Raw genomic sequence first — 20,804 nt, forward strand, 5'->3', positions numbered from 1 at the left:
GCGTGAGCAGAACGAGAAGTGTTTACGGCATGTGGAGTTCCGATCCGGCCAAACATGCGCCGGTGGAAGACGTGCAGGGCATCGTTACCGGTGCCATCGTCTCGGCGCTTGGCTTTTATCTTCTGAACAAGGTCGGCCTTCTGACCGGCGGCACCGCCGGCGTCGCCTTCCTGCTTCATTATGCTTTCGGCATCAGCTTCGGCCTCCTGTTCTTCCTCGTCAATCTGCCCTTCTATTACCTGTCCTTCCGCCGCCTCGGTCTTGCCTTTTCCTTCAAGACCTTCATCGCCATCGGCCTTGTTTCGGTGCTGACGGAAGTCGAAGCGCGCTGGATGGTGATCGACAGCATCAACCCGCTCTGGGCGGCGCTGCTGGGTGGGCTGCTTCTGGGTTACGGCTTGCTGGCGCTTTATCGTCACCGCGCAAGCCTCGGCGGCATCGGCATTCTCGCCATCTATATTCAGGATCGCTTCGGCGTCCGCGCCGGTCTCATCCAGCTCGCCTTCGACGCCTTCGTGATGCTCTGCGCCTTCCTCGTCATCGATCCGGCCACCGTCGTTTATTCGATTGTCGGCGCTTTCGTGCTCAACATGTTTCTGGCCATCAATCACCGCTCGGACAGATATATCGTCGTGCGCTGAGCGACAGCGGTTGAAATCCGTCGCGCTTCGGCGCAATAGCTCGGCAGGGGCCGAAAGACAGGGGAATGGGCATGGATGATACGACTGCGCGCAGGCGTCTGAACCTTTGGGCCTCCGCGCCGGATCGTCATTCCTTGCTGGAAGACGCGCAGGGCGTTCTCGCGGGCAGCATGCTGGTTTCGCTCGGCGTCACGCTGTTTTCCGCTGCCGGCCTTTTGACGGGCGGCACGGTCGGGCTGGCATTTCTCGTGCATTACGGCACCGATCTAAGCTTCGGCGCGGTGTTCTTCCTCGTCAATCTGCCGTTTTATTATCTCGCCTTCCGTCGTCTCGGGCTTGCCTTCACGGTCAAGACCTTCTGCGCCATCGCCATGACGGCGCTGCTGTCGGAATATATGCCCGGCTTTTTCGCATTTCAGAGCATCAATCCGGTTGCCGCCGCACTTTTCGGCGGGCTGACGGTTGCGGCCGGCATGCTGGCGCTGTTTCGCCACCGCACCAGCCTTGGCGGTTTCGGCATATTGGCGCTTTATCTGCAGGATCGTTTCGGCTGGCGTGCAGGCCTCGTCCAGCTCGCCTTTGATGGCATGGTGCTGGCCTGCTCTTTTTTCGTGGCCACACCTTTCGTCATCATCTGCTCCGTCCTCGGCGCGCTGGTCATGAACCTCACGCTCGCCATCAATCACAGAAACGACCGCTACATTGCCATGTAGCGGCCGCCCGTTTCGGGTTTAAGAGGTCACGCTGCCTTCGCAGCCGCATCCACCGGATGTTGCGAGCGGAAACCGACGGCGATGCGGTTCCAGGTGTTGATCGCGCCGATGGCGACGGTGATCTTCACGATATCCTCATCGGAAAAATGCGCCTTCAGCGTCTCGAAGGCGTCATCCGGGGCGCCGGTTTCGGCAATCTTCGTCACCGCGTCCACCCAGCCGAGCAGCGCCCGTTCCTGCTGGGTATAAACGGGGGATTCCCGCCACACGCTCATCAGGTTGATCCATTGTTCGGAAAGCCCGTCATGGCGGCTTTCCTTCACATGCATGTCCACACAGAAAGCGCAGCCGTTGATGATCGAGGCACGCAGCTTGATGAGGTGAACGAAGCGGCGCTCCAGCCCGCTGCCCTGAACGTAATTCTCCAGAGCCATGACGGCCTTGAAGGCTTCGGGGGATGCTTTGGCATAGTTGATACGGGTTTTCATGGGTCTCTCCATTGGTTGGGTCTGTTTGAAGTCATGCGTCATCGGTCCGGAAAGCTGTGAGGTTTCCGGTATTTCGGTGATCCTGTCTTTTTGGGTCTCAGCGCGTCGCTGTTTTGCGCTCGTTCAGCTCCAGAAAGGCGCAGCCACGGGCGGCAATCCCGCCATCGTCATTGGCGGCAAGATCGCCCAGAATATCGGCGATGGTGGTCTTGGCGAGTTCGGCTCGATAGGCCTTTTCCGCTTTCAGCATCGCGGCATTGATGCCGCAGGGCTTGGTGAAATAACGCCCCGGCAAGGGGTTCGGCCCACGCTGACGAATTTCCGCGCAGCGGAAGGCAGGCTGCGGCCCTTCGACGGCCAGCACGATATCGAGCAGCGTGATCCTGTCGGTCGCCCTCGCCAGACGGTAACCGCCCTTCGGCCCCGGCACGGTGGCGACAATCCCGGCATTGGACAGCGACTGAAGATGCTTCAGCAGATAGCTCGTGGAAACGCCGTGAAATTCCGCCAGCGCCGCCGCCGACAGCACGCCGCCTTCGGAAAGTCCCGCCAGCATGCCCACGCTGTGAATGGCCTGTTCCACGCCGTCGCCGAGTTTCATCCGACTTGTCCCTGTGCGGTTCGTTTCAATATCATGGATAAAATTTATCCGCGATTATGCTTTCTGTCAAGCGGCCCCGTTCCGCCCTTCTTTTTTGCAGGTTTTTCACTACCTTGAAGATGTGAAACACACCGAGTCTCCCATTTCCGGCACCCATGTCGGCGCTTTACCCCTTCCATTCCAGAAATGGTTTGCCGAAAAGGGGTGGTCTCCGCGCGCGCATCAATTGGAGCTGATGGCGCGCTCACGCGGCGGCGAGAACATGCTGCTGATCGCGCCAACGGGCGCCGGCAAGACGCTGGGCGGCTTCATGGCTTCTCTCACCGATCTGGCAGAACGCGGCAAGGTGCCGCCGGGCTCCGGCTTCGTCGGCGTGCACACGCTCTATATCTCGCCGCTCAAGGCGCTGGCGGTGGATATCGAACGCAATCTCACCAGACCCGTCTCCGAAATGGGCCTGCCGATTTCCATCGAGACCCGCACCGGCGATACGCCGCAGGGCAAACGCCAGCGCCAGAAGGTGAAGCCGCCGGATATTCTGCTGACGACGCCGGAGCAGGTCTCGCTGCTGCTCGCCAACAGGGAGGCCGAGCGCTTTTTCCGTGACCTGAAATATGTGGTGCTCGACGAGTTGCATTCGCTCGTCACCTCCAAACGCGGCCATTTGCTGGCGCTGGCGCTCGCCCGTGTGCGCCGGCACGCACCCGATGTGCGCTTCATCGGCCTTTCGGCCACGGTGGCGGAGCCGATGGATTTGCGCCGTTATCTCGCACCGCAGGGGCAGGATGAGCCGCCCGCCGGCCTCATCACCGTCGAAGGCGGGGCAAAGCCGGATATCTCCATCCTGAGCACGGAAGAGCGCATCCCATGGTCCGGCCACTCGGCCCGTTACGCCATGAAGGATTTGTATGCCGCGCTGAAGGACCATCAGACGACGCTGATCTTCGTCAACACCCGCTCGCAGGCGGAGCTGATCTTCCAGGAGCTCTGGACCATCAATGACGACAATCTGCCGATTGCACTGCATCACGGTTCGCTGGATGCCGGCCAGCGCCGCAGGGTGGAAGCGGCCATGGCGGAAAACAAATTGCGCGCCGTCGTCGCCACCTCCACGCTCGATCTCGGCATAGACTGGGGCGATGTCGATCTCGTCGTGCATGTCGGCGCGCCAAAGGGGGCAAGCCGCCTTGCCCAGCGCATAGGCCGCGCCAATCACCGCATGGACGAGCCGTCAAAGGCCATCCTCGTTCCCGCCAACCGCTTCGAGGTGATGGAGTGCCGGGCAGCGCTTGATGCGAACTATATCGGCGCGCAGGATACGCCGCCGATTGCCGAGGGCGCGCTCGATGTTCTCGCCCAGCATGTGCTCGGCATGGCCTGCGCCGAGCCTTTCGATGCGGACGATCTCTATCGTGAAGTAACCAGCGCTTCGCCCTATGCCGACCTGCCGCGCGCCACCTTCGACCGGGTGGTGGATTTCACCGCCACCGGTGGTTATGCGCTGCGCACCTATGAGCGTTACGCCCGCATCCGCCAGATGAAGGACGGTCGCTGGCGCGTCTCCAATCCGGCGGTCGCACAGCAATATCGCCTGAACCTCGGCACCATCGTCGAGGCGGCGGAACTCAATGTCCGCATGGTCAAGCGCAATGCCAAGGGCACCGTCGGGCGCGGCGGCATGTCTCTCGGCAAGGTCGAGGAGTATTTCCTTGAGCAACTGGTGCAGGGCGATACGTTCCTCTTCGCCGGCAAGGTGTTGCGCTTCGAGGGTATCAGGGAGAATGAATGCCTGGTCTCCCAGGCCTTCTCCATGGACCCGAAAATTCCCTCCTATGCCGGCGGCAAGTTTCCGCTCTCCACCTATCTCGCGGATCAGGTGCGCTCCATGCTCTCGGACCCGACGCGCTGGCATGCGCTGCCGGATCAGGTACGCGACTGGCTGGCGATCCAGAAGGAAAAGTCGATCATTCCCAAGCGCGACGAGCTGCTGGTGGAGACCTTCCCCTTCCGCAAGCGCTTCTTCATGGTCATGTATCCCTTCGAGGGACGCTTGGCGCACCAGACGCTCGGCATGCTGCTGACGCGGCGGCTGGAACGGGCGGGCGCAAAACCCATGGGTTTCGTCGCCACCGATTATTCACTCGCCATCTGGGCCATGGAGGATATCGGCATGCGGCTGAAATCCCGCCGCCTGTCGCTGGCCGACCTTCTCGATGAGGACATGCTGGGCGACGATCTGGAAGCGTGGCTCGACGAATCCTTCATGCTGAAGCGGACCTTCCGCAACTGCGCCGTCATTTCCGGCCTGATCGAACGCCGCCATCCCGGCAAGGAAAAGACGGGCCGGCAGGTCACGGTCTCCGCCGATCTTATTTATGACGTTCTTCGCAGCCATGAGCCGGATCATATCCTGCTGGAAGCGACGCGGCGCGATGCCGCAGCGGGACTTTTGGACATTGGCCGTCTTGGCGATATGCTGAAGCGAATCAAGGGCCACACCACCCATCGCGCGCTGGAACATGTCTCGCCGCTTGCCGTTCCGGTCATGCTGGAAATTGGCCGCGAGACGGTGGCGGGTGAGGCGATGGACGATGTGCTGGCCGAGGCTGCAGACGAGCTGATCGCCGAGGCCATGTCCTGAAACATCTGGGCGGAATGAAGGAACAAAGGCAAAAGTGCTGAGCCGGCTGACATTGAGCGACAGGTTTTCCAATGGCTTCGAATGCCTCGGCAGCGAAACTGCCATCAATGGCGTCGCCGCCTGGTGCGATCCTTTGGGCGGGCTTTACCTGCCGGACCTGTCGCTGCTCGTCGTTTCCGACCTGCATCTGGAAAAAGGCGCGGCCTTTGCAAGGCGCGGACGCATGCTGCCGCCTTACGACACCATCGCCACGCTTAAAATCCTCTCCTCCCTTGTCAGCCGTTACGATCCGAAGATCGTGGTCAGCCTCGGCGATAATTTCCACGACCGCGTCGGTTCCGAGCACCTGCCGCTGCCGCTGCGCGAACTCATTCGCGACATGGCCCGTGGCCGCGAATGGATATGGATCAACGGCAATCACGATCCCGACGGCACGGTCGATCTACCGGGCTCTTCGGTGGACGAAATGTTTTACGGCACTCTCGTCTTCCGCCACGAGCCGAAACCGGGCGATGCCGCCGGCGAGATCGCCGGGCACCTGCATCCCTCTGCCACGGTCCGCCGCCGTGAAAAGACGGTGCGGCGGCCCTGTTTCGCCACCGACGGTTCGCGTCTGTTGATGCCGGCTTTCGGGGTGATGAGCGGCGGGCTGGATCTGCGGCACAAAGCCATGCGCGGCCTGTTCGATCATGCCGCTCTCGTCGCGCATCTGATGGGGAGGGACCGCATCTATTCGGTGCGGTTTTCAAATCTTCTCGGCTGAGCGTCTCTTCCGGACGTAAAACCGCAACGCAGCTTTACTGGAAATGCTCTATTGCCGGTAGACCAGCACCGGTATCTTCGAATTCTTCAGCACCTTGGCCGTGACACTGCCGAGCAGCATCTCCACGAAGCTCCTGCGCCGGTGCGAGGCCATGGCGATGAGATCGCAGCCGCTCCTGTTGGCGGCTTCGATGATCGCCTCGTCGGGCCTTCCCGCACGCGCCAGCAGCGCTTCGCAATCCAGCCCCATGGAAGTGGCCTGCGCCTGCGTATCCCTCAGCAGATGTTCCGCTTCCTCGCAGCGGTGGAATTCTTCTTCGGCAATGGCGGCAATGTCCTCGACATCGCTGGCAATCACGTGAAAGGGTTCCGATACCGTCACGACGGTCACCTTTGCGCCTGCCTCCTTGGCGAGAGCGAACCCTTGGTCGATTGCGATCTGCGCCAGCGGCGAGCCATCGGTGGGAATGAGAATGTGCTTGAACATGACATTTCTCCTTTTCATCCCGGTCACAACCACACATGCTCGCCTGGAGCTGCACGTATGATTGTAACGCCTTGAATTTTACTGCAAACCGACGGCGGAAGCGAATGCTATCTTTGCCGACAGGGGCGGCAGACGCTCTCTTTTGCGGGATGAAAACCGATCAGTCCTTGCGGAAGATGATGCTGGCGCCCCAGCCGGTCACGACGGCAAGCAGAACGCAGAGCGCGCCATAGGCAAGCGGCGTCTGATGCGCGGCGTCGGTGATCGCCTGTTCCATGCCGGTCTTGACGACGCGCAGTTTCAGTTCGCGTTGGGCGATGAATTTGCCGCTCTTGAAGAGATAGGCGCGTGCGGTGTGCACACCGTTCGGCACGTTGGCCGGCAGGCGCAAAGTCGCCCAGAACAGGCCGGTGCGTTCCAGCCGCACCCCGGTCGTATCGTTGCGATAGATGCCGCTGGAAAGCTTCAGACGCCGATAGGCTTCCTGAAAATCGAAGACATTGTCGGGCACGCCGGAAAAGACCGCGCTTTTCAGTGACAGATGATCGACGCCAAGCCCCATGGCGCGGAGCGTTCCGGGCGAAGCGACATCGCTTATATTGCGCGTGCTGGCCATGGAATAGGATTCCGGCAGCGGCGTGAAGGTGATGGCGCTGGTATTGATCCAGATGCCCGCCACGCGTTCCTTCTTGCGCACGGTCATATAGTCGCTCGGTCCCTCGAGCGTCACGACAATGTCGTATTGCCCGATGGCGAGCAGCAACTGGTCGGTATTGTTCAGCGCGCCGAAAAGCGTGAAATCCGCGCCGCGAAAATCGGAAGCAATGGGAATTTCGGTCGTCGATGCGCCGATTTCGATATTTTCCAGCAGGGATCGCTGCTGCGGGCCGGGCGGCAGGGCAAGCGGCGGCGTCTGGGCCGAAGCGGTCTGCCCGAAAGTGAGACATGAGGCCAGCGCAAGGGCGGCAAGCAGCAAATGGCGGGTCAATAACCTAACCCCCCGACGGCAACCGAAAACAGGTCTTCGGGTCGCACCACCAGCGATACGGCAAGGCGAAGCGCAACAGCGAGAACGAGAAGCGCCAGCAGGGCGCGCAGCTGTTCGCCGCGCAGTTTCTGGCCGACGCGCACGCCGTATTGCGCGCCGATGACGCCCGCCACCATCAGAATGAAGGCCAGCACTACATCGACGGAATAGTTGGTCGCCGCCTGAACCACGGTCGTATAGGCGGTTACGAAAATGATCTGGAACAGCGAGGTGCCGACAACCACGCTGGTGGGGATGCGTAAGAGATAGATCATCGCCGGCACCATGATGAAGCCGCCGCCCACACCCATGATCGAGGTGAGGATGCCGATGCCGAAACCCAGCGTGACGATGGGAATGATACTGAGATAGATCTTCGATTTCTTGAACCGCATTTTCAGCGGCAGGCGGTGCACCCAGTTGTGATGGCCCGGCCGGCGCAGCGTCACGGTTTCGTTGCGGGCGGCGCGGCGAAGCGCCGAAATGCTTTCCTTCAGCATCAGCCCGCCGACGGTGCCGAGCAGGATGACATAAAGCAGCGAGACGATGAGATCGAGCTGGCCGATGCTGCGCAGGAAGGAGAATATCCACACGCCGACCGTCGCCCCCACCAGACCGCCCACAAGCAGAACGCTGCCGAGCTTGACGTCGAGCGTGCCGCGCCGGAAATGCGTGATCGAGCCTGACACGGAGGAGGCGACCACCTGGTTTGCCCCCGTCGCCACGGCCACCACAGGCGGAATATTGTAGAAGATCAGAAGCGGGGTAATCAGAAAGCCGCCGCCCACGCCGAACATGCCGGAAAGAAAACCGACGGCCGCGCCCATGCCGAGAATGATGAAAATATTCACCGACAGTTCTGCGATCGGCAGATAGACAGTCACGGCTCGGACCTCGGGCAAATGGTTCCGGGCGGCAGGGCTTGTCCGGGTGAGGGGGCCGCGCCGCGATTTACACTTTCTGTCTGAAAAGACCGGGCATGCCCGGCCTTCATCCGTCATGCCCGCGAGGGCCTGACCTGTCAACATTCAACGGTAAATACGTTGATAATTTGGAAAGATAGCGGCCGTGTGTCGGCAGCCGGCCACATTCCTGCGGTGGGCTGAGCGAAAGCGGCCCAGGGGCCGCTTCGCGGGTTCTCGAATGTTTATTTGTTGCGGGCGAGAAGCGCGGTCACCAGCTCGTTGGTAATGCGGCCGTCCGGCGTCTGGCCCACGGACTTCTGGAAGTCCTTGATGGCCGTCACGGTGTTCTTGCCGAGCTTGCCGTCAGGCTGGCCGGCATCGAAACCGTTCTTGTTCAGGATCGCCTGAATGTTGCGGATCGCCTTTTCCATGTCCACGGAGGCAGTTTTCACGCCTTCCTTGCCGGCCCATTCCTCGGGCGGGTTGACGCTGTTGGCATCTTCCGAAAGCGGCTTGACCTTCCAGGCGTCCACCTTGGCCTTGGCGCTCTGAAGCTGCTGCGGGTTCAGGGCCCCTGCCACTTCGTCGCGCTTCTGGGCGGCGTCGGCGTCGCCATCCTTAGCTGCGATGGCGAACCACTTGTAGGATTCCTCGATGTCCTGCTTCACGCCGCTGCCGCGCGCATAGAGAATGGCGAGGTTGAACTGGCTGTCACGAACGCCGAGGTCGGAAGCCTTGATGAACCATTGCGCGGCGGCGGCGAAATCCGGCTGACCGGCCGCATCGGAAGCAAGCAGCACGGCAAGATTGTGCATGGCGCCCGCATTGCCCTGTTCCGCGGCCAGCGTGTAATAGCGCTTGGCTTCGGGAAGGTTGCGTTCGACGCCGTTCGCCTTCTCGTAGAGATTGGCGAGACGATATTGCGCGGGTGCAAGGCCGCGATCAGCGGCGAGCTTGTACCACTTTGCCGCCTCGGTGCGGTTGGCGGCAACGCCGCGGCCATCGGTGTAGCGGGCTGCGATCTCGAACAGCGCCTGCGTGTCGCCCTTGGCGGCCGCTTCGGCAAGAGATGCCGGCTCGATGCCGGCGGGAACGGTGATGGCGTCCTGGGCGGGAGCAGCCGTGGCGGCGGCCTGTGCCGGAGCCGAAGGTTCGTTCTGCGCGAGGGTGCCGGAATTTGCCGCATCCACGGCAGGAACGTCGGCAACCGGCGGCTCGTCAGGCAGCGGTGCGCCGCCGACGGTGCGGGGATCGATGGCGTTTTCCGCCGGTGCGGTGTTTTCGATGCTGTCGGCGGATGCTGCCTGTTCCGGATCGATGGCGAGATCGGACGGAATGGTCACGGCCTTGTCGCCCGCTTCAGGAAGCGCGGAGACCGGGCTATTGTCCTGCTTCTGCTCGATGACCGGAGCCGGAGCTTCCGCGCCGCCGATCAGCGTCTTGACGAGCGGCATGGCCATCATCGCCAGAAGAATGGCGCCGATGCCGAGCAGCAGCGGGCGGCGATAGCGCGAAAGCCCCGATGCCTCGGCCTTGCGGCCCTTCTTGCCGGTATCAAGCTTCTCCGGCGATGTTTCCATGGCGGCGGCCTGCGCCGCACGACGGGCGGCGGCAATGAAATCCGTCCGTCCTTCGGCGTCTGCGGCCTTGCCGCTGGCGGCCACCTGGCTGGCGCGCACGCGCTCGAGGATTTTCTTGATATCGGGCGCACCAGAACCCGGCTCCAGAAGTTCGTTCTCCTGACCAGCCGGCAGAACGTCGATAGGATCGAGCGACGGGGCGGGCTCGACCTGCGTGCGGGCGGAGGAGGAAGCCGATACGGGTTCTGCTGCGGCCTTGACGGTCTTTGCAGTACCCGTCTTGAAACGCTTCGTCAGGCCGGCAAGCAGGCTCTTTTTTTCCGCCTTCGCGGGCTTTGCCGCAGCGGGAGGCACGATGGCATCCCCGTCTTTCCCGTCGGCGTCGAGAATGGCCTGTTCTTCGGCGATATAACCCTCTTCCGGGAAGATGGCGGCCGGCATGGATACATTTTCGTGCGCGGGGGCCGACACAGGCTTCGCGACGTTGCGGGGCGCGGCCTCTTCGCGGTAGGCGGGAGCATTGTCGAGGTTATCCAGCCGGCCGGCGATCTGCACCAGCGTCTCATGCAGCGCTTCGAATGTGCGGTGCGTGCGTTCTTCGGTGTTGCGGCTCAAGGCTTCGAGATTGCGCAGATCGGTCGCAAGATCGGTCAGCATGGTCATGTCGGCAAGGTTTGCGCCGGCGGATAGATTATTGCGGGTATAGGCGTCGAGAACGGCCTCGGCCGCCTGCCGGGCTGCTTCGATGATATATTCGTCGTTGGACGCCATGTAGTCTTCGATGGCCGCCATGCGGGCATCGAGTTCAGGCGGCATGCCTGCGGCCAGCATCTGCAACGGCTGGCTGATCAGCGTCGAGAGATGGGCGATCTGGTTTTCGAGGCTTGCCAGCGCGTGGCTGTCGGCAGGCGCGGCATGGGCGGTCTCGTCGAGACGGGCGGCAATATTGCCGAGCCGCTCTTCCAGACGCGAGAAGGCGCTTTCGCTGAGGCCCGATGCCGGCTGCGGCTGGCTGTAGCGATAATCGAGGTCCTCGATCCGGCGCGAGAGCAGGTCGAGCCGCTCTGCCAGACCGTCATTGACGGCACCGTGATCCAGCGCATCGATTTTGCGGGAAATGTCGCTGAGGAAAGACGTCAGCTCCGCCTGTTGCGAGGGGCGCTGCGAACGCTCCAGAAGCAGGGAAAGCTGGTCCAGCCGCTCATGCAACTGGGCGGCGTCGCGGGCGGTGCTGAGTTCGTCGATCTTGCCGGCCAGCGCTTCAAGACGAGCGGTCAGGTCCAGCGCCGGTTCAGGTTTTGCGGCGGCAAGGCGGTTGATGTCGCCGAGCTGTTCGGCAAGGCCGTTCAGCCGGTTTTCCAGACGCTGCGCCAGCGCATTGTCCGTTGCCTGCGCATTGGCGCGCGTGCCGGTTGCGGCAATGGCGCGGCTGATTTCGTCCAGCCGCTGGTCGAGGCCGGAAAACTGTTCGGTAAAGGCCGCTTCGTTCGGCTGCATGTGCTTGCCGAGCTGCTCCACGGCGCTGGCAATGGCGATCAGCTTGTCTTCGAGCACGCGCACGGCCGGATTATTGCTCATGCCGCCGAGCTGCGTCTTGATGTCATCGAGACGATAGGCGAGCGAAACGATCTCATCCTGCAACGCGCCGGCGTCGAAACCGCGCAGCGTGTCTTCCACATTGTTCCAGCGGCTTTCGATCCGGTGCACGCTGTCCTCGCGCGCAAGCTGGTCGATCGTCAGGCGCAGGTCCTCGAATTCGTTGCGCAGCCCGTAGGCATCCGGAGACGCCAGATTGCCGAGCTGGTCGATGCTGCCGGCCAACCGCGCTATGTCGTCGCGCAGATCGCCGATGAACTGCTGGTCTTCCGCCACCGCGCGAATATTGCGGATCTCGGTGCGCAGGCCCTGCGCTTCGCGGGCAACGCCTTCGGCAATGTCGTGCTTCAGCTCATGCCGCAGATTGACGAGCGCCTGGGCGATTTCCTGCAGGGCTGCGTCATTGCGTTGTTGTTCCTGATGGGGCGGAATGGCGGGGGCCCGCGGTGCGGAAGCGGCCGCCTGCTGGGCGTCCCTCGGCCGGTATTCCGGTGCAAGCGGTCTGGTAATCGTCCGTTCCGGGCGGAGAGCGGGTTCCTGCGGACGTTGGAAGCTCGCTTCGAGGAGACGCTGGCGCTGGCGGATTTCGTTGACGGGATCGAGCTGCGGCGGAGTAACACTGGCGCGCGGTTCGCGCGACGCGGCATAAGCCTCGCTTTTCGCTTCGGGCTGAGCGCTCGCGGCCCGGGGGTCGCGCGGGAACTTCTGGCTCATCAGCCCTTCGATACGGGCTTCGAGGCCTTCAATGGTGCGATTGAGCGCATCAAGAGACGATCTGTCGCTTGGCTGTTGGGTTTTCGATCGCAATCCGTTCATCTTTTCGCTCGCTTCGCTTCCGCCCGCCGTGCCCGGTTATCTGTCGCGACGTTGCCTGCCTGGACACGCCGTCGCCGCAACATGCAGCAATCCTAGAGCCGGTATTCGCCCCCGTTGAGGAAAATGCGCCGGAGTACGAAGCAGTTACCTCTGTCGGGAGAATTCACGAAACGTGGTAAAGAAGTGGTTAACTATGGTCGGAATTTTTTAACTTTTACGGCAGGCGACAGCCCTGCGCCGGGTCGGAGGTCCATTCCGCGAAAAAGGAGAAGGATATTCCGCTGAAATTTATTTGACGTTTACGCGCACGTCAAATATTGTCATCCCATATCGGCCGGATTATTGCCGGCGCCCACGATGCGGAGGAACATCGGTAATGCCTGTTTACAAGGCCCCAGTTAAAGACACGCTTTTTATCCTGAACGACGTTCTCGGCCTGGAGCGGTATAACAACCTGCCCGGCTTCGAGGATGCAACCCCCGACATGATCGAGGCCATTACCGGTGAAGCCGCAAAGCTTGCCGAAGAGCGGCTTTTCCCGCTCAACCTTTCCGGCGACCAACAGGGTTGCAAGCGCGCCGATGACGGTTCGGTTTCCGTGCCGGATGGTTTCAAGGAGGCCTATGACGCCTATTGCGAGGGCGGCTGGATCGGCCTTGCCGTTCCGCCGGAATTCGGCGGTCAGGGCCTGCCTTATACGCTGCACGCCGCCATTGGCGAATATATGTCGTCGGCCAACCTGTCGCTGATGATGTATCCCGGTCTGACGCAGGGTGCGATTGCCGCCATTCTGGTGCATGGCACGCAGGAGCAGAAGGACACCTACCTGCCGAAGATGGTGGAAGGCACATGGTCCGGCACCATGAACCTGACCGAACCCCATTGCGGCACAGATCTCGGCATGCTGCGCACCAAGGCTGTGCCGCAGGCTGACGGCAGCTACAAAATTTCCGGCCAGAAGATATTCATCTCCGCCGGCGAACATTCCATGACGAACAATATCGTTCATCTGGTAATCGCCCGCATCGAAGGCGCGCCTGAGGGCACCAAGGGCATTTCGCTCTTCATCGTACCGAAGTTCCTGGTGAAGGAAGACGGCACGCCGGGCGAGCGCAACGGCGTCACCTGCGGTGCCATCGAACACAAGATGGGCATTCACGGCAACGCCACCTGCGTCATGAACTACGATGACGCGACCGGTTATCTGCTCGGCGCTGAGAACAAGGGCCTTTCGGCCATGTTCGTGATGATGAACGAAGCCCGCCTCGGCGTCGGCCTTCAGGGTCTTTCCGTTGGCGAGATCGCCTACCAGAACGCGGTCGAATATGCCCGTGAGCGTATTCAGGGCCGCTCGCTCTCCGGAGCGAAATTCCCCGACAGGAAGGCCGACCCGATCATCGTGCATCCCGATATCCGCCGCACGCTGATGACCATCAAGGCCTATAATGAGGCCGGCCGCGCCTTCCTTCTGTGGACCGCGCTGCAATCCGACATCGCCCACCGCGCCACTGACGAAAAGCAGCGGCAGGCGGCGGACGACCTGCTCGGGCTCGTCACCCCGATCCTGAAAGGTGTCCTGACCGACAAGGGCTTCGAACACGCCGTGATGGCGCAGCAGGTCTTCGGCGGCCATGGCTACATCGAGGAACATGGCATGAGCCAATATGTCCGCGATGCGCGCATCACCATGATCTATGAGGGCGCGAACGGCATTCAGGCGCTCGATCTGGTCGGCCGCAAGCTCGGCATGAATGGCGGCCGCGCCGTCATGGCGCTGTTCAAGGAAATCGGCGATTTCTGCGAGGAAAACCGCGCCGATGAAAAGCTCAGCCTTTACACCAAGGGCCTGAAGAAGGGCTTGAACGACCTGCAGGCCGCAACCATGTGGTTCATGCAGAACGCCATGGCGAAACCCGACAATGCCGGTGCCGGCTCGACCGATTACATGCATCTCTTTGGAATCGTGGTGCTGGGCTACATGCAGGCGCGCATGGCGAAAGCCGCCAGCGAAGCGCTTGCAGCCGGCAGCGCTTCGGACGAGGATTACCTCAAGACCAAGCTTGTCACGGCGAAGTTTTATATGGAGCGCATCATGCCGGAAACGGCGCTGCGCAAGGCCCGCATCGAAACCGGCGCGGACACCATGATGGAACTGGCTGCGGAAGCATTCTGAGAAATCTGGCGTTCATAACGCCACAGGGAGAGAGTTATGACCGACGTATTTATCTACGACCATGTCCGCACCCCGCGCGGACGCGGCAAGAAGGATGGCAGCCTGCATGAGGTGCCTTCCGTTCGCCTTGCCGCCAAGACACTGGAAGCCCTCCGCGACCGCAACGGACTTGATACATCCACGGTAGACGACATCATCATGGGCTGCGTCGATCCCGTTATGGATGCCGGCGCGGTGATCCCCAAGGCCGCCGCCTTCGAGGCCGGTTATTCCAACAGGGCGCCGGGAATGCAGATCTCGCGCTTCTGCGCCTCTGGTCTCGATGCCATCAACTTCGCCGCCGGCAAGGTCAAGGCGGGGTCTGACGATATCGTCATCGCCGGCGGTGTCGAAAGCATGTCGCGCGTCGGCATGGGCATGTCGGGTGGAGCCTGGTACATGGACCCCTCGGTCAACTTCCCGGCCTTCTTCATGCCGCAGGGCGTTTCCGCCGATCTCATCGCCACCAAATATGGTTTCTCCCGTGACGATGTGGACGCCTATGCCGTCGAAAGCCAGAAGCGTGCGGCGCACGCCTGGGAAAATGGCTATTTCAACAAGTCGGTCATTCCGGTGAAGGACTCAAACGGCCTGACGATCCTCGACCGCGACGAGCATATGCGCCCCGGCACGGACATGCAGGCGCTCGCCTCCCTCAACCCATCCTTCCAGATGCCGGGTGAAATGGGCGGCTTCGAAGCCGTCGGCATCATGGCCCACCCGGAAGTGGAGCGCATCAACTACGTCCACCACGCCGGCAATTCATCCGGTATCGTCGATGGCGCTGCCGCCGTGCTGGTTGGCTCGAAGGCGGGCGGTGAGGCGATGGGCGTGAAACCGCGTGCCCGCATCAAGGCATTCGCCAATATCGGCTCCGATCCGGCGCTGATGCTCACCGGCCCGGTGGATGTGACCGAAAAGCTCCTGAAAAAGACCGGAATGTCGCTTGCCGACATTGATCTTTTCGAACTCAACGAAGCCTTCGCCGCCGTGGTCCTGCGTTACATGCAGGCCTTCGACATCGATCACGACCGGATGAACGTCAATGGCGGCGCCATCGCCATGGGCCATCCGCTCGGTGCAACCGGCGCGATGATCCTCGGCACGGTGCTGGACGAGCTGGAACGGCGCGATCTGAACACCGCGCTCGTCACGCTCTGCATCGGCGCCGGCATGGGCACGGCGACGGTTATCGAGCGGGTTTGAGGCTGGTCATGAGGCGCGAGGTTTACGAGCGGCCCAAGAATGAGGTTGAACAGCAGCTGGCTCGGCACAATCTGGAAAAGGACATGGCACAGGATCATAGGGCGTCCATCCGCCCTGTTTCCCCTGTCCAGATCCGGCGGCTCCGGGCAGAGCGTTGGGGTTTGATCGTGTTTCTCGTTCTTGTGGTCGGTTGTGTCGGCCTCGCACTCGGACTGTCGTGACCGCAGGTAAATTTGAGGGAAGAGGAATCCCAAATGAGCACTTATACCAATTTCACCATCGAGACGGACGCAGACGGTATTGCCCTCGTGACCTGGGACATGCCGGAAAAATCCATGAACGTCTTCACGTCAGAAGTGATGGACGAGCTGAAAGCGATTGTTGATGCCACCGTCGCCGACAGCGCCGTCGAGGGCGTTGTCTTCACGTCAGGCAAAAGCACCTTTTCCGGCGGCGCCGATCTTTCGATGATCAAGTCGATGTTCTCCTTCTATAATGATGAGAAGACGAAGAACCCCGATCAGGCGGCGGCAAAGCTGTTCGAGCTGGTTGGCCGCATGACGGGCCTGTTCCGCAAGATCGAGACCAATGGCAAGCCCTGGGTCTCGGCCATCAACGGCACCTGCATGGGCGGCGCGTTTGAACTCTCGCTTGCCTGCCACGGCCGGGTCGCCTCCAGCGCCAAGAACCTCAAGATCGCCCTGCCCGAAGTCAAGGTCGGCATTTTCCCCGGCGCCGGCGGCACCCAGCGCGTGCCGCGCCTGACGGATGCCCAATCGGCGCTGCAGATGATGACCACCGGCCAGTCGCTGACCGGCGCGCGCGCCAAGGCCATGGGGCTGGTGCATCAGGTGGTGGAGCCGGATCAGCTGGTTGCAACCGCAAAGCAGATGATCAAGGACGGCCTGAAACCGGTCGCCCCCTGGGATGAAAAGGGCTTCAAGGCCCCCGGCGGCGGCATCTGGACGCCCGCCGCAGCCCAGCTCTGGCCCGCAGCACCGGCAATCCTGCGCCGTGAAAGCGCCGGCAACTATCCGGCAGCACTCGCCATTCTCAAATGCGTCTATGAAGGCCTGCAATTGCCCTTCGACACGGCGCTGAAGGTGGAGCAGCGTTATTTCACCGAAATCCTTCGCTCGAAGGAAGCCTTCGGCATGATCCGCTCGCTGTTCATTTCCATGCAGGAACTGGGCAAGGGCGCGCGCCGCCCGGCCGGCCAGCCGAAGACGGAGTTCAAGAAGGTCGGCGTCGTCGGCGCGGGCTTCATGGGCGCTGCCGTCGCTTATGTCACGGCTGCCGCCGGCATCCCCGTCACGCTGGTGGATCGCGATCAGGAAGCCGCCGACAAGGGCAAGGGCCATTGCGAGGAAAGCGTCAAGGCCGCCATCGGCAAGGGCAGGCTGACGCAGGAGGAGGGCAAGGCCCTGCTCGACCTCGTCACCCCGACGGCGGATTACAAGGCGCTTTCCGATGCCGATCTCGTCATCGAGGCCGTCTTCGAAGACCGCGACGTGAAAAAGGCCGTCATCGAAGCCGTGGAAGCCGTCTTGCCGCAGGGCGCGATCTTCGCCTCCAACACCTCCACTTTGCCGATCACCGGCCTTGCGAAGAACTCGAAGCGCCCGGCGGATTTCATCGGCATCCACTTCTTCTCGCCGGTCGAGAAGATGATGTTGACGGAAGTGATCCTCGGCAAGGAAACCGGCGACAAGGCGCTCGCCGTCGCGCTGGATTATGTGGCGAAGATCAAAAAGACCCCGATTGTGGTCAACGATACGCGCGGCTTCTTCGTCAATCGCTGCGTGCTGCGCTACATGGCGGAAAGCTACGATATGCTTATCGAAGGCGTACCCGCCGCCATGATCGAAAACGCCGCGAAATTCGCCGGCATGCCGGTCGGCCCGCTGGCGCTGAACGATGAGGTTGCCATCGATCTTTCCTACAAGATCCTGAAAGCCACCGTCGCTGATCTCGGCGAAAAGGCCGTCGATCCGCGCCATATGGAACTGGTGAAAAAGCTGGTGGAAGGCGAGGGCCGCTTCGGCCGCAAGAACGCCAAGGGCTTTTACGACTATCCGCCAAAGCCTGCCAAAAAATCCCTCTGGCCCGGCCTGAAGGACCTTTATCCGCAGCAGAAGCCTGAAGCGGTGGATATGGAGGTGCTGAAACAGCGCTTCCTCGTCACCGTGGCGCTGGAAGCCGCCCGCACGGTGGAAGAAGGCATCGTCACCGATCCGCGTGAAGCGGATGTCGGCTCCATCCTCGGTTTCGGCTTTGCGCCCTATACCGGCGGCGCGCTGTCCTACATCGACGGCATGGGCGTGAAGAACTTCGTGGCACTCGCCGAGAAGCTCAGCGAGACTTACGGCCCGCGCTTCAAGCCGACGCCGCTGCTGAAGGACATGGCCGCTAAGGGTGAGACCTTTTACGGTCGCTTCGATCCCTATGCCAGCGCCGCCAAGGCGGCCTGAGGCTCCGCGAGACATTGAACAGGCCCTTCGGGGCCTGTTTTATTATGCCTGTCTCCCCGCTTTTCGTGCATCCTTTTGCCCGGCTGAGGCGTTGAAAAGGCTGACCGGGCAAAAGCGCCCGCCGCCGCAATTCAGCACGCCTCAGGAGACAGCGATGAAAGCACCACTGCGATCCCACGGTTTCGACAAGCCCTCGGACCTTGACGACCATCTGGCCGAACTGGACGAAGAGGCCGCGGAGAAGGAGGCTGCAAAACCCGCTGCTGCCCGAAGGGCGCGTGCCGCCGCCCCGGCGGAATCATCCTTGCGGGCGGAGTTGGAAGACCTTCGCAAACAGCTCGAAAAGATTCGCCGCGACGTCAAACGGCTGGAAGCCGCCTCCAACACGCCGCATCATAAATCCGCCGACGCCCGGCATGAGCGCGACCGTGAGAATTCGCGCCTGATGACGGTCGTGCGCTCCGTTGCCGTCACCTCGCTGGCAAGCCGCATCTTCGCCTCCTCGCCCGTCATGGCGGCGCTGGTGGCCGTGGTGCCAATTGCGCTTGGCCTTGCCGCACGGCGCAACGAGGGAGCGTAAGCCTTCCCCCGCCGCGCCACGGTCCGCTGGCCCGGCGGATGACCAGGAGCGGGTTTTCCGCCGCAATCCGGCCTTCGCCGGGCATAGATTTCAACCATCCACAGGCGCCGTGAAAAAACTGTCAAAAAACTTCGCGATGGCGCTTGCCATGTCCGAACAAGATGTTATAACCCCGCTCACTTTCGGGGCACCAAACAGCCCCGGCCGCCAAAAGCGGAGGTTCTTCAAGGACCTGAAGTGCCCGGATAGCTCAGTTGGTAGAGCAGCGGATTGAAAATCCGCGTGTCGGTGGTTCAAATCCGCCTCCGGGCACCATTTATCTCAATAGCATTGTTGATGAATTGTGCGCATGGACGGCTTGTCCATTTGCAGGCAAATTTCGATGAGTAGCTACCGCCATCTTATGCTTTTGATAGGCCCGGTGTAACCATAGGCCAACCCTGTTTGTTGCAGGCAGTTGGAGAGCAGCCCGCAAATGGATCGTGTCACAAGCCTACCTCTTCTACCGCCCGGCATAGTCTATTTTGGCGGCTTTCTCTCTCCAGAGGAGGAGACCTCCGTTGCCGACAAACTGGATGCGGGTGTGTGGAGCACGGAGTTGAAGCGCCGCGTGCAGCATTTCGGTTATCGGTACGACTATAAGGCGCGCGCTGTTACCGCGGATGCGTATATCGGGCCGTTGCCGCCATGGCTTGGCGTGTTCGCGGAGCGATTGGTTACCACAGGTTATTGTCGGGATTTGCCCGATCAGGTTATCGCGAACGAATATCTTCCGGGGCAGGGCATCAGTGCGCATGTCGATTGTGTGCCCTGTTTTGACGATGGAATCGTATCGATAAGCCTTTTATCCACATGCGAGATGATTTTTCGTGATTTGCGCGGACCAGCCATATGCGGCGTCTTACTTCAACCTCGCTCCGGCGTCTTGCTGAGAGACGCTGGCCGCTACGGCTGGACCCATGAAATTCCGGCTCGCAAATCGGATATCGTGAACGGAGTTAGGAAAGCCCGAGACAGGCGAATTTCCCTCACTTTTCGCAAGGTCATGGCTTCGAAACAGTCTTGATCAGAGAGGAGAGGGTTCCTCTTTTATCCGCTCGAGCAAAAGGTGGAGAAGCGCTATCGGGTCTTGATCCATTGCCGCCGACAGTTTTGCAAACTCAACGACATCTATGCGTCTTTCAGCCCCTTCAGCCTTTGCGACATAGGACTGTGGCTTACCCAGCCGGTCTGCGACTTGCTGCTGGGTTAACCCCATTTTTCGCCGCGTGTCGGTCAGTATCTCAACAAGAAGCCGATACTCGGGTGTATGCATAGACTTTGTCATGTGCCGAAAAATCTCAAAATCGCAGTGCCGAGGTTCGATCCTGAGTTATCCTGCTATGGGATATTGTCGCGGCACTCAAGTTCTCTGCGCACACGCCGCCATTTGCCCTGCTCCAAGCTTCGCGAATAGCGCCACGCCCGGTCTTCTTCCATTGCGGCGAATTCCTCCGCGCGCTCGCCATGTCGTTCAATCAGGTCATCGGCAAGGCGTTTAATCTCCGAGCTTGGTAAGAGCATGGGTCGAATGCGGGTCTGCCATTCGAGCCAGAGGTAAGCCGCCAGAACGAAACTGCAGCCCGCGATGAGATAGAGATAATCGACGCTGAGCGGCATGGCCTACCTATAATGACGTGATAGTTGACGCCATAATGTACATAGACCCGTGGTTTCTGTCAGGAACAATCTGTTCCTATGGAATCATTTGCAGCAAATCTGAAAAAGCGCGCGAAGGAGCTTGGTCTCTCTAATGCGGAAGTTGCCCGCCGAGCGGGGCTTACGGAGCGTCGTTACGGCAATTACATCATGGGCCGAAGGGAGCCTGATCTGGCGACACTCGTTCGGATAGCCACCGTTCTGGATAGCACTCCGAACGCATTGCTTGATTTTGAAAAGAAAACAGCCGCGCTGACGGGCCATGATCTGCTGAAAGCAAAGATCGCTGCGGCAGCAAATGCACTGCCGGAAAGCGATCTGGAAGTCATGGCCATCGCAATTGAGGCAGTGGCGAACAGCCGGGCAAAGTAGCCCGGCGC

Annotated in this window: 18 protein-coding genes and 1 tRNA gene; 11 read left to right on the forward strand and 8 right to left on the reverse strand. The window is 61.1% G+C overall.

Annotated features, from left to right (window positions below; genetic code table 11):
- Nucleotides 1-29: 29 nt before the first annotated feature.
- Both PH605_RS01715 and PH605_RS01720 read left to right on the forward strand, forming a co-directional pair.
- The gene (locus PH605_RS01715) at nt 30-641 is read left to right on the forward strand and encodes a YitT family protein (protein WP_065654497.1); all 612 of its coding nucleotides are present in this window, start codon (nt 30-32) and stop codon (nt 639-641) included.
- Nucleotides 642-712: 71 nt separating this feature from the next.
- Entirely contained in the window at nt 713-1,354 is a 642-nt protein-coding gene (locus PH605_RS01720; RefSeq protein ID WP_035236609.1) for a YitT family protein, read from the forward strand.
- A gap of 26 nt (nt 1,355-1,380) precedes the next feature.
- Here PH605_RS01720 and PH605_RS01725 read toward each other — a convergent pair whose 3' ends face one another.
- Complete coding sequence (locus PH605_RS01725; protein ID WP_035227571.1) at nt 1,381-1,842, reverse strand: carboxymuconolactone decarboxylase family protein; 462 nt, start codon at nt 1,840-1,842, stop codon at nt 1,381-1,383.
- A gap of 97 nt (nt 1,843-1,939) precedes the next feature.
- The gene (locus PH605_RS01730) at nt 1,940-2,443 is read right to left on the reverse strand and encodes an RrF2 family transcriptional regulator (RefSeq protein ID WP_003519926.1); all 504 of its coding nucleotides are present in this window, start codon (nt 2,441-2,443) and stop codon (nt 1,940-1,942) included.
- A 121-nt stretch (nt 2,444-2,564) separates the two neighbouring features.
- Between PH605_RS01730 and PH605_RS01735 the strand changes: the two genes are divergently transcribed.
- Nucleotides 2,565-5,084 (forward strand): ligase-associated DNA damage response DEXH box helicase, encoded by a 2,520-nt coding sequence (locus PH605_RS01735; RefSeq protein WP_142844047.1) that lies wholly within the window; start codon nt 2,565-2,567, stop codon nt 5,082-5,084.
- Nucleotides 5,085-5,118: 34 nt separating this feature from the next.
- On the forward strand, nt 5,119-5,847 hold the full coding sequence (gene pdeM / locus PH605_RS01740; protein ID WP_065654494.1) for a ligase-associated DNA damage response endonuclease PdeM: 729 nt from the start codon (nt 5,119-5,121) through the stop codon (nt 5,845-5,847).
- A gap of 48 nt (nt 5,848-5,895) precedes the next feature.
- Here pdeM and PH605_RS01745 read toward each other — a convergent pair whose 3' ends face one another.
- From PH605_RS01745 to podJ, 4 genes are all read right to left on the reverse strand, one after another.
- A complete protein-coding gene (locus PH605_RS01745; protein ID WP_003522788.1) occupies nt 5,896-6,333 on the reverse strand; it encodes a universal stress protein in 438 nt (145 codons plus the stop codon).
- 160 nt (nt 6,334-6,493) lie between these two features.
- Entirely contained in the window at nt 6,494-7,321 is an 828-nt protein-coding gene (locus PH605_RS01750) for a TIGR02186 family protein (RefSeq protein ID WP_035265149.1), read from the reverse strand.
- Entirely contained in the window at nt 7,318-8,244 is a 927-nt protein-coding gene (locus PH605_RS01755; RefSeq protein WP_003522786.1) for a sulfite exporter TauE/SafE family protein, read from the reverse strand. Before PH605_RS01755 ends, PH605_RS01750 begins: the two co-directional genes overlap by 4 nt.
- Nucleotides 8,245-8,507: 263 nt before the next feature.
- Nucleotides 8,508-12,257, reverse strand: coding sequence for a cell division protein PodJ (gene podJ / locus PH605_RS01760; RefSeq protein ID WP_142844046.1), 3,750 nt, complete (start codon nt 12,255-12,257; stop codon nt 8,508-8,510).
- A gap of 376 nt (nt 12,258-12,633) precedes the next feature.
- On the opposite strand from podJ, the gene PH605_RS01765 reads away from it, so the two are divergent.
- The 6 genes from PH605_RS01765 to PH605_RS01790 all read left to right on the forward strand — a co-directional run bounded on the left by PH605_RS01765 (nt 12,634) and on the right by PH605_RS01790 (nt 19,792).
- Nucleotides 12,634-14,430 (forward strand): acyl-CoA dehydrogenase C-terminal domain-containing protein, encoded by a 1,797-nt coding sequence (locus PH605_RS01765; protein WP_142844045.1) that lies wholly within the window; start codon nt 12,634-12,636, stop codon nt 14,428-14,430.
- A 36-nt stretch (nt 14,431-14,466) separates the two neighbouring features.
- A complete protein-coding gene (locus tag PH605_RS01770) occupies nt 14,467-15,675 on the forward strand; it encodes an acetyl-CoA C-acetyltransferase (protein WP_142844044.1) in 1,209 nt (402 codons plus the stop codon).
- Between the two features lie 254 nt (nt 15,676-15,929).
- A complete protein-coding gene (locus tag PH605_RS01775; protein WP_142844043.1) occupies nt 15,930-18,146 on the forward strand; it encodes a 3-hydroxyacyl-CoA dehydrogenase NAD-binding domain-containing protein in 2,217 nt (738 codons plus the stop codon).
- 154 nt (nt 18,147-18,300) lie between these two features.
- Nucleotides 18,301-18,726: a hypothetical protein gene (locus PH605_RS01780; RefSeq protein WP_003522779.1), complete on the forward strand. Its 426-nt coding sequence runs from the start codon at nt 18,301-18,303 to the stop codon at nt 18,724-18,726.
- A gap of 239 nt (nt 18,727-18,965) precedes the next feature.
- Nucleotides 18,966-19,041, forward strand: a tRNA-Phe gene (locus PH605_RS01785).
- A gap of 160 nt (nt 19,042-19,201) precedes the next feature.
- Nucleotides 19,202-19,792 (forward strand): alpha-ketoglutarate-dependent dioxygenase AlkB, encoded by a 591-nt coding sequence (locus tag PH605_RS01790; RefSeq protein ID WP_142844042.1) that lies wholly within the window; start codon nt 19,202-19,204, stop codon nt 19,790-19,792.
- Here PH605_RS01790 and PH605_RS01795 read toward each other — a convergent pair whose 3' ends face one another.
- Complete coding sequence (locus PH605_RS01795; RefSeq protein ID WP_142844041.1) at nt 19,793-20,053, reverse strand: helix-turn-helix domain-containing protein; 261 nt, start codon at nt 20,051-20,053, stop codon at nt 19,793-19,795.
- Nucleotides 20,054-20,106: 53 nt separating this feature from the next.
- On the reverse strand, nt 20,107-20,385 hold the full coding sequence (locus PH605_RS01800; protein ID WP_142844040.1) for a hypothetical protein: 279 nt from the start codon (nt 20,383-20,385) through the stop codon (nt 20,107-20,109).
- 78 nt (nt 20,386-20,463) lie between these two features.
- On the opposite strand from PH605_RS01800, the gene PH605_RS01805 reads away from it, so the two are divergent.
- Complete coding sequence (locus PH605_RS01805; RefSeq protein ID WP_059760526.1) at nt 20,464-20,796, forward strand: helix-turn-helix domain-containing protein; 333 nt, start codon at nt 20,464-20,466, stop codon at nt 20,794-20,796.
- Nucleotides 20,797-20,804 lie beyond the last annotated feature (8 nt).

The sequence above is a fragment of the Agrobacterium sp. CFBP 3001 genome (genome assembly GCF_027871605.1).
Taxonomy (GTDB): domain Bacteria; phylum Pseudomonadota; class Alphaproteobacteria; order Rhizobiales; family Rhizobiaceae; genus Agrobacterium; species Agrobacterium leguminum.

Bases quoted from the DNA above. Each gene is read 5' to 3' on its own strand.
- PH605_RS01715 (WP_065654497.1), top strand. From the start codon at position 30: ATGTGGAGTTCCGATCCGGCCAAACATGCGCCGGTGGAAGACGTGCAG.
- PH605_RS01720 (WP_035236609.1), top strand. From the start codon at position 713: ATGGATGATACGACTGCGCGCAGGCGTCTGAACCTTTGGGCCTCCGCG.
- PH605_RS01725 (WP_035227571.1), bottom strand. From the start codon at position 1,842: ATGAAAACCCGTATCAACTATGCCAAAGCATCCCCCGAAGCCTTCAAG.
- PH605_RS01730 (WP_003519926.1), bottom strand. From the start codon at position 2,443: ATGAAACTCGGCGACGGCGTGGAACAGGCCATTCACAGCGTGGGCATG.
- PH605_RS01745 (WP_003522788.1), bottom strand. From the start codon at position 6,333: ATGTTCAAGCACATTCTCATTCCCACCGATGGCTCGCCGCTGGCGCAG.
- podJ (WP_142844046.1), bottom strand. From the start codon at position 12,257: ATGAACGGATTGCGATCGAAAACCCAACAGCCAAGCGACAGATCGTCT.
- PH605_RS01765 (WP_142844045.1), top strand. From the start codon at position 12,634: ATGCCTGTTTACAAGGCCCCAGTTAAAGACACGCTTTTTATCCTGAAC.
- PH605_RS01770 (WP_142844044.1), top strand. From the start codon at position 14,467: ATGACCGACGTATTTATCTACGACCATGTCCGCACCCCGCGCGGACGC.
- PH605_RS01775 (WP_142844043.1), top strand. From the start codon at position 15,930: ATGAGCACTTATACCAATTTCACCATCGAGACGGACGCAGACGGTATT.
- PH605_RS01780 (WP_003522779.1), top strand. From the start codon at position 18,301: ATGAAAGCACCACTGCGATCCCACGGTTTCGACAAGCCCTCGGACCTT.
- PH605_RS01790 (WP_142844042.1), top strand. From the start codon at position 19,202: ATGGATCGTGTCACAAGCCTACCTCTTCTACCGCCCGGCATAGTCTAT.
- PH605_RS01795 (WP_142844041.1), bottom strand. From the start codon at position 20,053: ATGACAAAGTCTATGCATACACCCGAGTATCGGCTTCTTGTTGAGATA.
- PH605_RS01800 (WP_142844040.1), bottom strand. From the start codon at position 20,385: ATGCCGCTCAGCGTCGATTATCTCTATCTCATCGCGGGCTGCAGTTTC.
- PH605_RS01805 (WP_059760526.1), top strand. From the start codon at position 20,464: ATGGAATCATTTGCAGCAAATCTGAAAAAGCGCGCGAAGGAGCTTGGT.